This is a genomic window from Mesorhizobium sp. M1A.F.Ca.IN.022.06.1.1, from assembly GCF_003952605.1.
In the GTDB taxonomy this organism is placed as follows: domain Bacteria; phylum Pseudomonadota; class Alphaproteobacteria; order Rhizobiales; family Rhizobiaceae; genus Mesorhizobium.
Window position 1 is genome coordinate 3,830,127 of sequence record NZ_CP034455.1, and the last position, 10,314, is coordinate 3,840,440.

Below are 10,314 nucleotides of genomic sequence, written 5' to 3' on the forward strand. Positions count from 1 at the left end.
GGGCGTGGTGCGATTAGGCTGCCACCCCGCACCCGCAGCCACCCTTGCCAGCGGCCTTCGCTTCAGCATCGGCGACACAACAGGCGGCAGCTTCTGAAGAAGCGGGACCACCACAGCATCCGCCAGCGGTCGCGCGTATGGTCGACTGGGGAACCGTGCAGACGCCGGTTTCGGGTAGCACCAGTTGCACCGCATCCGCAGCCGCCATGTCGCCAGCGAGGGCTGCCGCGACCGATCGCACCTGTTCATACCCGGTCAGCAGCAAGAAGGTCGGGGCGCGGCCGTAGCTCTTAACGCCGACAGTGTAGAAGTCGGGCTCGGGGTGGCTCAGTTCGCGATAACCGTGCGGGGGAACATCGCCGCAGGAGTGCTCGTTGGGGTCGATCAGAGGCCCCAGCGCCTTTACGCCCTCAAGCCATGGGTCAAGATCAAGCCTAAGCTCGCGCGTAACGGACAGATCGGGCCGCTGGCCGGTCGCCGCGATGATGCAGTCGAAAGGCCCGAGAGTTTGTAGGCCATCCTTCGTTTGACCTTCGACTGCCAGGCGGCCGTTTGAGCTGCGGATGGCCAGCGTTGCGAACCCAGTGACGAGCTTTGTGCGCCCGCTCTCCGCAAGTTCGCGAACGTCAGAACCAAGCTCGCCACGGGCAGGCAGTTGATCCAAGTCTCCGCCGCTGTAAATGCGAACCAGATCGGTCCCGCGTGTCGCCCAGACAAAAGTGGTTCCCGGCTCAACCGCAGCCAGCCTATCGAGATCGAGCAGGGCATTGGCGGCCGAATGACCCGAACCGACAACAAGCGTGGCGCGGCCGGCATAAAGGGTGCGGTCGCGGCCGAGAATGTCGGGAATGCCATAGGCAATCTTGTCTGCGAACTCCGCTTCGCCCTCCGCCGGGACACCACCGGCCCCAAGTGGATTTGGCGTCTGCCACGTGCCTGAGGCGTCAATGACGGCTCGTGCACTGTCGCGCCTAATGCCTTCCCTGGTTTCGACCACCAGCATGAACGGTCGCGCCTTTCGATCTTTGCTCAAGACCTTGTCTGCGCCCCAGCGCGAAACAGCAATCACGCGTGCACTGGTTTCGATGGACGAGGAGAGTTCAGGGAGCCTTGCTAGCGGCTCGAGGTAGCGGGCAATCAGTTCATCAGCGGTGGGGAACGCCTCGGGCTTGGGCATCGTCCAGCCGCTCTCCTCAAGACGCTTTCGGGACGCCTGATCAACACAATAGCGCCAAGGCGTGAACACCCGGACATGGCCCCAGTCCTTGAGATTTGTGCCGATGCCAACGCCGGCCTCATAGACCTTCACCGGGAGCCCCCTTTGGATGAGCTGGACGGCAGCCGCCAAGCCGACCGGGCCGGCTCCGATGACGGCGACAGGGAGGGCGTCAGGGTCATTCATCGACATTTTTCCATCCTTCCGGGATCATCGAAATACGATGCAAAAAAGAGGCTATGCCGCCGCGTCGCTCTCCGTCGCGCCGCAAGCTGCGTCAGCACAGCACTCGTCAGCCAGGAAGCCGATCAAGTCGCGCATGATAGGATAGTTGGCCCGGCAGATGAGGGTCGTCGCCTGACGCTCCTGCGTCACGAGGCCGGTCAGAATGAGGCGATGCAGGTGATGGGACAGCGTCGAGGCCGCGATGCCAAGGGTGTCCTGCAAGTACCCCACCGGCCGGCCAGCTTCGCCGGCTCTGACCAGTGTGCGATAGAGCTTGAGCCGTGTCGGGTTGCCGATGGCTTCGAGCTGTTTTGCGGCTTGTTCGAGTTTCATGGAAATAGACTGCACCCTCCGCCGCCGCCGGTCAACTCCTATTTCGAAAATGATCGAAATAAGGTCTGATGAATTCCAAGTGCATCGGCAGCGAGCCGTCGCGGAAGGTCAGCGGACATGGTGACAAGGCTCCATTGAGATTGAGGTCGTCAGCATTTGCAGGTCACCGACACCCTACCGCATATTCCCCGTATGCCCCAGGGAGTAGCGCCCCGGCTGCGGCCACACTGTCAGGCCGTGCGGCTCGACGCCGACGCGGATCTTCATCACGGCGCCGCTCGTCGTGTCGATCATATAGACCTCACTGTCGAAGCGGCCGGAGAGCCAGAGCTGCTTGCCGTCGGCGCTGACATTGCCCATGTCAGGGCTGCCGCCGCCGGGGATCGGCCATTGGGCGACGACCGAGCGCGTCGCGAAGTCGATCACCGTCACGCTGCCCGGCCCGTCGGCGCGGCCCTGCTCCATTTTGTGCGAGCCGCGGTTCGAGACATAGAGCCGCTTGCCGTCGCGGCTGACGACGAAGCCATGCGCGCCAATGCCCGTCGGAATGAAGCCGATCTCCTTGAAGCTGTCGCCTTCGATCAGAAAGACGCCGTCATTCATCATATCGGCGACGTAGAAGACCTTGCCGTCGGGCGAGAGCCTTATGTCCTGCGGCATGCCCATCTTCGACAGGTCGAGATGGCCGAGCACCTTGCGGTTCTTCAGGTCGATCTTGGCCAGTCCGCCGTCGCCATACTCGCAAGTGAAGATCGCATAGGAATTGTCGGCCGCGAAATCGGCATGGTTGATGCCGGGGCAGGCCGGCGTCGGGATGACGGCTTGCAGCGCCATGGTCCGCCGATCGCGCAGATCGAGCCGCCTCAGGGCCTCGTCGACGATGATGGCGGCGCTGCCGTCCGGCATGAAATACATGTTGTAAGGGTCGTAGACCGGCACCTGCTTGCCGGGCTTTCCGGTCGTCGGGTCGATCGGCGTCAGGCTGCCGTTCTTGCCGGTGCCGTTATTGGCCACCCAAAGCGTCTTCAGGTCCCAGGAAGGAACGACGTGCTGCGGCTTGCTGCCGACCGCAAACCTGTCGACCTCCTTCAGCGTCGCCGGGTCGATGACGGAAACGCTGTTCGAGGAACGGTTGGGCACATAGACGCGCGGCAACGCAGCTGCCGCGGCTGGAGCCATATGGCCGGCGGTGGTGTGGCTGTAGATGTCGACGGGCGCAGGCTCGGAGCAATCCTCGGGGCAGGACTCGGCGAAGGCTCGCGCCGGGAGCATGGCGAGCAGGACAAGCGGCGCACAGAGGCGGGCGAAGCGCAGGAAGGTTTCGAACATCTGGATTGCTTTGTGAAGAGGCAGGCCGGATCCGGCCGCCGGATGCCATAGCCGGTGTGCGGCCTTTCAGCTAGCGCCTTTTCAAGAGGCTCCGCATGCGATTGCGCAGGAGCCGCGCCATGTTGCGGGTCTCGCGGTAGAGATGGAGCTGCGAGGCCGCCTGGCGGGCCGGCCGGTCGGCATCGGGCGTCAGGCCGACCACCAGCGTGCCCATCGGCTTGCGCTCCGTCCACAGGCGACTCATCACCGGATGGTCGGGCACCGCGCAGGAATCGGTCATGGCGACATTGGGATCATCGAGATGCTGCTTGGTCACCTCGATCATCAGCAGCGTGCCCGGCGAATAGGCCGAGAGCGTCTCGTCATAGGCCGTCTTCCAGGTGTAGGCGACGCCCGCTTCGACGAAGACGACGAGAGAAGCGATCGTGCGGCCGTCGAGCGTCAGTGTGTGGATGCGGCACATGTCGTGCTCGGCGAGCCTGTGCACCGCCTCGCGGGCGAAGGCGGCGCGGTAGCGGTCGATCGCCATGGCCGTGCGCTCGCGGCCCTTCCAGCCGGCCGCCTCCAGTGTCAGGAAGCTTTCGATGGCGTGGCGGATCTCGTCCGGTCCGCGCGCCACCACATGGTCCAGCTTGCCAAGGCCGGCGAGGCGCCGCTTCAGCCGGCGGAATTCGCGATAGTGATGCGCGCGCAGCGAGGCCTTGAGGTAGTCGTCGCCGTCGGCATCGCTTTCCAGCACCGGGCGCTCGGCCTTGCCGGTGACGACCAGGGTCAGGCCGCGGCTGTCGGCAAAGGAGGTGAGGAGGCTCGCCACCGGGCCGTCCAGCTTGATGTCGGGCAGCACGAAGACCTTCGGCAATTTGAGATGCGGCCTGGACAGCATCGAGAAGAAATCCTCGATGACGCCGACCGGATCGTCACGATCGACCAGCGGCGTGCCGAGCGGGCCGAACGGGCTCGACCATGTGCGCATGACCGGGACGCCGAGCGGAATTGCGGGGCGCTCGACCGAGAACGGCACAAGGAGCCGCAGCCGGTTGCGGAACTCGTCGCCGTCGCGGATCACCGCCAGCCGCACTTCGCGGTCCTCGAGCCTCGGCATGGCCGGCGCCAGGAAGCGCGGGTTGAAGAAGACGTTGGGCTCGATCGCGCGGGCGCTAAGATAGTCGAGCTCCTCGACCAGGTCGAAGCCGGCCGAGGCGGGATAGATCGCGAGCTTGCGCTCCGGCCGGTTGTTGGCGAACAGCTCGATATGGGCGGGATCGGCCTCCCTGACGAGGCCGGCAAGGCCCGACACCATGGCGCCGGCGGGCCCGCCGCTGGTCTCTTCAAGCAGCGGAATGGCGGCCATCAGGCGACTTCCTTATTTGCGGGCACGAAAATCGCCATGACGATGCCGAGCTTGCGCCAGACGGTGAAGGACAGCGCGCCGGCCTCGAAGACCATCGCGAGGCTGGTGGCGATCGCCGCGCCCCAGAGGCCGAAGAGCGGGATCAGAACCACATTGAGAGCGATATTCAGCGCGAGCGTCATGGCATAGACGGCGGCGCAGATGTTCTGGTTGCCGCTCATGGTGAGCAGGCTTTCGCAGGGGCCGACGGCGCCGCGCGCGACGACGCCGAAGACCAGCAGGAAAAGCAGCGGATAGCCGGCGGTGAATTCAGGGCCGAACAGCACCAGCATCGGCTCGCCGAGCGCCAGCACCAGCAGCGCCATCGCGAGCGAGGGCCAAAAGGTCCAGGAGACGGTCTCGCGGGCGAAGGCGGCGAGCCTTTCCGGCTCGCCATGGGTGAATTGCGCATAGCGCTGGGCAACGCCCGCCTTGACGGCGAAATAGACGAAATGCACCAGAGCCAGCGTTTTCACGGTGGCGAAATAGACGGCGACGTCATTGGGCTCGAGATAGGCGCCAACCATCAGCACATCGGCATTGGTGAGCAGGAAGAAAAAACTCTCGACCAGGAAGATCGGGAGCGAGACCAGGAACCACCGGCCGAAATGCACGGTCATCGACCCGGCCGGGATCTGCTTGTCCATGCGCGAGGTCACGCCCATCAGTTGGCCGAGCGTCGTGGTATAGGTGGCGGCGATCGAGGCGAAGATCGCGGTCTTGGCATCCGGCACGTAGTGCATGGCGAGCATAAGCGCCATGAACACCAGGATCAGCACCGGCCGCACCAGATAGGTCGGCGACAGCGCGAACAGCGCCCATGAGTTCGCCCGCGCCAGTCCCTGAAGGAGGTCGCCCATCGCGATCATCGGCAGGCAGATGATGCCGAGGATGAAGGGGACGACGTAGTAGTTCTCGATCCAGGGCGAGGCGAGCCAGACGCCGAGCGCGCCCAGCCCCGCGATCACCGTCGAAGCGACCAGCACGAACAGCCGGCTCGCCAGCACGATGCCGCGCAGCTCGGCGAGCATGCCGCGCTCGCGATATTCGGGAATGAAACGGATGACCGAGGTGTGGAAGCCGAGGCAGGCGAGATTGCCGACGATGACCATCGTCACCCAGACCAGCACGAAGATGCCGTATTCGAACGAGCCCATCCAGCGTGCCATCAGCACCTGGCTGACGAAGGCGATGACCGCGCTGACGATGCGGATGGTGAATGCGATCAGCGACATGCGGCCGGCTTCGCCGCGTTCGTCGGCGCTGAACAGCACGGCGTCGATGCGGCCAAGCAGCGGCCCCATGCGCAGCGCCCAGCGCTGCGGCAAGAACCGCCCGGCAGTCGTCGCCGCGGAAAAGCGCACCCCGAATACTCTCCGTTTTCCGCCTGTTTCCAAGGTTTCGGTGTATGCGAAACACATTAAGAAACGGTTGGGTGGAGGGCTTCCTTCTCCCCGTCATATCCGGGAAGAAGAAGTGAAGGGGATCAGGCGAAGGCGCCGTGGCAGTGCTTGTATTTCTTGCCGGAGCCGCAGGGGCAGGCCTCGTTGCGGCCGACCTTGCCCCAAGTCGCGGGATTCTTCGGATCGCGATTTTCGGGTGCCACCATGGCATGGGATTCCTGGCGGACCAACAACGCCGTCTCGCCGCCCTGGAAGTCGTCCTCGCCGGTGGTGCCGTCGATATGGCTGCCGAACATATCCGGCGCCGACGGCGGCGGCGCTTCAGCCGCCTGGCGGACCAGCTCGACGCGCATCAGCTGCGCGGTCACGGCCTGGCGCAGATTGCCGAGCATGCCCTGGAACAGCTCGAAGGCCTCGCCCTTGTATTCCTGCAGCGGATCGCGCTGGGCATAGCCGCGGAAGCCCACGACCGAACGCAGATGGTCGAGGTTGACGATGTGCTCGCGCCATAGATGGTCGAGCGTCTGCAGCACGACCGAACGCTCGACATAGCTCATGACGTCGGGGCCGAAGCGCTCGGCGCGTTCCTTGGCGGCTGCCTCGGCGGCGGCCGAGATGCGCTCGCGGATGTCGTCCTCGGCGATGCCCTCCTCCTTGACCCAGTCCTCAATCGGCAGGTCGAGATTGAGGTACTGCGCCACTTCCTCCTTCAGGCCGGCGACGTTCCACTGCTCGGCATAGGCGTTTTCCGGGATGTTCTTGGCGACGATTTCCTCGATGACGCCCTCGCGCATCTCGGCGACCGTCTCCGACAGGCCTTCGCCATCCATCAGCTCGATGCGCTGCTCGAAAACCACCTTGCGCTGGTCGTTGGAGACGTCATCGTATTTCAGTAGGTTCTTGCGGATGTCGAAGTTGCGCGCCTCGACCTTCTTCTGCGCCTTCTCCAGCGCCTTGTTGATCCACGGGTGGATGATGGCCTCGTCTTCCTTGAGGCCGAGCTTCTGCAGCATGCCGTCCATGCGCTCGGAGCCGAAGATGCGCATCAGATCGTCCTGCAGCGACAGGAAGAATTTCGAACGGCCAGGATCGCCCTGGCGGCCGGAACGTCCGCGCAGCTGGTTGTCGATGCGGCGGGATTCATGGCGCTCGGTCGCCAAGACGTAGAGTCCGCCAGCGGCCAGCGCCTTTTCCTTCAGCTGCGCGACGTCATCGCGGATCTGCTGTTCGCGCGCCTCGCGCTCCGGGCCGGCGGGCATATCCGCTAGTTCTTCGGCGATGCGCATGTCGGCATTGCCGCCGAGCTGGATGTCGGTACCGCGTCCAGCCATGTTCGTGGCGATGGTGATAGCGCCGGGCTTGCCGGCCTGGGCGACGATAGCCGCCTCGCGCTCGTGGTGGCGGGCGTTGAGCACCTCGAAATTCTTGACACCTTCCTTGCGCAGGCGCTCGGCCAGCTGCTCGGATTTCTCGATCGAGGTGGTGCCGACCAGGATCGGCTGACCGCGCTCTCGGGCGTCGCGGATCTCCTTGACGATGGCCTTGTACTTCTCTTCCACCGTCCGGTAGACCTCGTCGTCCTCGTCCCTGCGGGCGACCGGCAGGTTGGTCGGGATCTCGGTGACTTCGAGATTGTAGATGTTGGCGAATTCCTCCGCCTCGGTCAGCGCCGTGCCGGTCATGCCGGCGAGCTTCTTGTAAAGGCGGAAATAGTTCTGGAAGGTGACGGAGGCCAGCGTCTGGTTCTCCGGCTGAATCTGCACATGCTCTTTGGCCTCGAGGGCCTGGTGCAGGCCTTCCGAATAGCGGCGGCCGGGCATCATGCGGCCGGTGAACTCGTCGATGATGACGATCTCGCCGTTGCGCACGATGTAGTCCCTGTCCTTCTGGAACAGCAGGTGCGCCTTCAGCGCATTGTTGACGTGGTGGACGATCGCGACGTTCTCGACGTCGTAGAGCGACTCGCCCTTCAACAGGCCGGCATCGCGCAGCATGTTTTCCAGCTTCTCGGTGCCGTCCTCGGTGAAGATCGTGGTTTTCTGTTTTTCATCGACCTCGTAGTCGGCCGGGCCGAGCTTCAGCATGAAGGCGTCGATGGTGTTGTACATTTCCGAGCGGTCCTCGAGCGGACCGGAAATGATCAGCGGCGTGCGCGCCTCGTCGACAAGGATCGAGTCGACTTCGTCGACGATGGCGTAGGCATGGCCGCGCTGGACCATCTGCGAGCGCTCATACTTCATGTTGTCGCGCAGATAGTCGAAGCCGAGCTCGTTGTTGGTGGCGTAGGTAACGTCGGCGGCGTAGGCCTCGCGGCGCTCGTCGTCGGAGAGGCCGTGTACGATGATGCCGACGGTGAGGCCGAGGAACTTGTAGACGCGGCCCATCCATTCGGCGTCGCGCTTGGCAAGATAGTCGTTGACCGTGACGACATGGACGCCCTTGCCGGCGAGCGCGTTGAGATAGACCGGCAAGGTGGCGACCAGCGTCTTGCCCTCACCGGTGCGCATCTCGGCGATGCCGCCATTGTGCAGCACCATGCCGCCGATCAATTGGACATCGAAGGGACGCATGCCGAGAACGCGGCGGGCCGCCTCTCGCACTGTTGCGAAGGCCGGTATCAGCAGGTCGTCGAGCGAGGCGCCATTGGCGAAGTCCTGGCGGAATTTCTCGGTGCGGCCGGCAAGCTCGGCATCGGAGAGCGCCCGCATCTCGTTTTCCAACCCATTGATGGCCTCGACCCGGGGCCTTGTCGCCTTGACTCGGCGGTCGTTGGAAGAGCCGAAAACCTTACGCGCGAGAGCGCCGAGACTGACCATCCAATGGTCCTTTCGATAGCAATTTTAGCCGTTTGCGACAGGCGCCTGGCGGGCCCATCAAATCCGCGTGAATGCGGACAAACGCAAAAAGCGCCCGGAAAACGGTTCTGGACGCCAAGTCGTTGGACAGATAAGAGGGGGCTCAACTGATGTCAACGCCGCGTTAGCCCTATGGGCAGCGCCAAATTCCGCCACAATCGGACTGATCTGGAACCTTCCCGTTCAAGCGATCCTTATCGGCAATCCCCATTGGAGTTATCTTGATGTCCCTGTCGTTCCGCCGCGCGTCGCTCGCCAGCCTTGGCTTGGCCTTCGGGCTCTCGGCTCTTTCGCTGTCGCCGCTGATGGCGCAGGAAACCAAGCCCGCCCAGCCGGGCGCGGCGGCTCCCGCAGCCGCTCCCGTGGATCCCAACGCCGTGGTCGCCACCATCAACGGCGAGAAGCTGACCGAGGCCGATCTCGCGCTGGCCGAAGGCGAGCTGTCGCAGCAGTTCGCGCAGCTGCCGCCGGAACAGCGCCGCGCCGCTGCTCTTTCGGCGGCCATTGAAATCCGCGTCATGGCCAAGAAAGCGGTCGACAGCGGCCTCGACAAGGATGCCGATTTCCTGCGTCGGATGGCCTTCCTGCAGCAGCGCGCCCTGCACGGCGAGGTCGTCGAGAAGGAAGTCGTCGACAAGGTGACGGATGCAGATATCCGCGCCCGCTACGACCAGGAAATTGCCAACACGCCGCCGGTCAATGAGATTCACGCCCGTCACATCCTCGTGAAGACGAAGGAAGAAGCCGAGGCGATCATCAAGCAGCTCGACGGCGGCGCTGATTTCCAGAAGCTCGCCAACGAGCACACGAGCGACCCGAGCGGCAAGTCGAATGGCGGCGACCTCGGCTGGTTCGGTCCCGGGCAGATGGTGCCGGAGTTCGACAAGGCCGCGTTTGCGCTTGATGTCGGCAAGTACAGCAAGGAGCCGGTGCAGTCGCAGTTCGGCTGGCATGTCATCAAGGTCGAGGACAAGCGCGCCAAGCAGCCGCCGGCCTTCGACGACGTCAAGGACCAGGCCAAGCAGGCCGTCATCCGCGACAAGTATTTCGCCATGGTCAAGGAATTGCGCGGCGCCGCCAAGATCGAGATCCCGGACGCGAAGCTGAAGTCGGCGGTCGACACGCTGGAGAGCGGCAAGTAAGCCGGCCAGCCTGAAAGATGCTGCTCAGGGCGCCTTCGGGCGCCCTTTCGCATTTCAGGCGCGCGCTATGCCGCGCACCCCGAGAGAGCGCATCAAGCGCGGCCAGAACGCTCTTGCGCCAGCGCGCGCTATCGGGCAAACCGGCCTCCTATTTGCGTTCTGCCGCTCCGGGGTCCCATGTCCGCAATGATTTCGCCGCTCGCACCGAAGAAATATCCCAAGATGCCGGTCATCGAGGGCGTGCGCATCGCTACCGCCGAGGCCGGGATCAAATATCGCAATCGCACCGATCTGCTTGCCATGGTCTTCGATCCCGGCACGGCCGTCGCCGGTGTCTTCACCAAGTCGAAATGCCCCTCGGCGCCGGTCGACTACTGCCGCCAGAACCTGTCCGCCGGCAAGGCGCGTGTGCTGGTGGTGA

General features: G+C 64.1%; 8 protein-coding genes. 2 read left to right on the plus strand and 6 right to left on the minus strand.

The window, feature by feature from the left end; translation table 11 throughout:
* Nucleotides 1-13: 13 nt before the first annotated feature.
* From EJ078_RS18385 to secA, 6 genes are all read right to left on the minus strand, one after another.
* Complete coding sequence (locus EJ078_RS18385; protein ID WP_127217167.1) at nt 14-1,402, minus strand: NAD(P)-binding protein; 1,389 nt, start codon at nt 1,400-1,402, stop codon at nt 14-16.
* A gap of 51 nt (nt 1,403-1,453) precedes the next feature.
* The gene (locus EJ078_RS18390) at nt 1,454-1,774 is read right to left on the minus strand and encodes a metalloregulator ArsR/SmtB family transcription factor (protein WP_066990141.1); all 321 of its coding nucleotides are present in this window, start codon (nt 1,772-1,774) and stop codon (nt 1,454-1,456) included.
* 174 nt (nt 1,775-1,948) lie between these two features.
* Nucleotides 1,949-3,103 (minus strand): YncE family protein, encoded by a 1,155-nt coding sequence (locus EJ078_RS18395; RefSeq protein ID WP_127217166.1) that lies wholly within the window; start codon nt 3,101-3,103, stop codon nt 1,949-1,951.
* A gap of 70 nt (nt 3,104-3,173) precedes the next feature.
* Entirely contained in the window at nt 3,174-4,454 is a 1,281-nt protein-coding gene (locus EJ078_RS18400) for a GNAT family N-acetyltransferase (protein ID WP_095799922.1), read from the minus strand.
* Nucleotides 4,454-5,857 carry a lipopolysaccharide biosynthesis protein gene (locus tag EJ078_RS18405; protein ID WP_095823959.1) on the minus strand — a complete coding sequence of 468 codons (1,404 nt, stop codon included), beginning with the start codon at nt 5,855-5,857 and terminating at the stop codon, nt 4,454-4,456. Before EJ078_RS18405 ends, EJ078_RS18400 begins: the two co-directional genes overlap by 1 nt.
* A 122-nt stretch (nt 5,858-5,979) precedes the next feature.
* Nucleotides 5,980-8,712 (minus strand): preprotein translocase subunit SecA, encoded by a 2,733-nt coding sequence (gene secA / locus EJ078_RS18410; RefSeq protein WP_095823958.1) that lies wholly within the window; start codon nt 8,710-8,712, stop codon nt 5,980-5,982.
* A gap of 263 nt (nt 8,713-8,975) precedes the next feature.
* Between secA and EJ078_RS18415 the strand changes: the two genes are divergently transcribed.
* Together EJ078_RS18415 and EJ078_RS18420 are read left to right on the plus strand one after the other, a co-directional pair.
* Complete coding sequence (locus EJ078_RS18415; RefSeq protein ID WP_095823957.1) at nt 8,976-9,893, plus strand: peptidylprolyl isomerase; 918 nt, start codon at nt 8,976-8,978, stop codon at nt 9,891-9,893.
* A gap of 177 nt (nt 9,894-10,070) precedes the next feature.
* Nucleotides 10,071-10,314, plus strand: a 244-nt coding sequence (locus EJ078_RS18420) for a bifunctional ornithine acetyltransferase/N-acetylglutamate synthase (protein WP_208720763.1), incomplete at its 3' end; no start/stop codon positions are given.

Bases quoted from the DNA above. Each gene is read 5' to 3' on its own strand.
- EJ078_RS18385 (WP_127217167.1), bottom strand. From the start codon at position 1,402: ATGAATGACCCTGACGCCCTCCCTGTCGCCGTCATCGGAGCCGGCCCG.
- EJ078_RS18390 (WP_066990141.1), bottom strand. From the start codon at position 1,774: ATGAAACTCGAACAAGCCGCAAAACAGCTCGAAGCCATCGGCAACCCG.
- EJ078_RS18395 (WP_127217166.1), bottom strand. From the start codon at position 3,103: ATGTTCGAAACCTTCCTGCGCTTCGCCCGCCTCTGTGCGCCGCTTGTC.
- EJ078_RS18400 (WP_095799922.1), bottom strand. From the start codon at position 4,454: ATGGCCGCCATTCCGCTGCTTGAAGAGACCAGCGGCGGGCCCGCCGGC.
- secA (WP_095823958.1), bottom strand. From the start codon at position 8,712: ATGGTCAGTCTCGGCGCTCTCGCGCGTAAGGTTTTCGGCTCTTCCAAC.
- EJ078_RS18415 (WP_095823957.1), top strand. From the start codon at position 8,976: ATGTCCCTGTCGTTCCGCCGCGCGTCGCTCGCCAGCCTTGGCTTGGCC.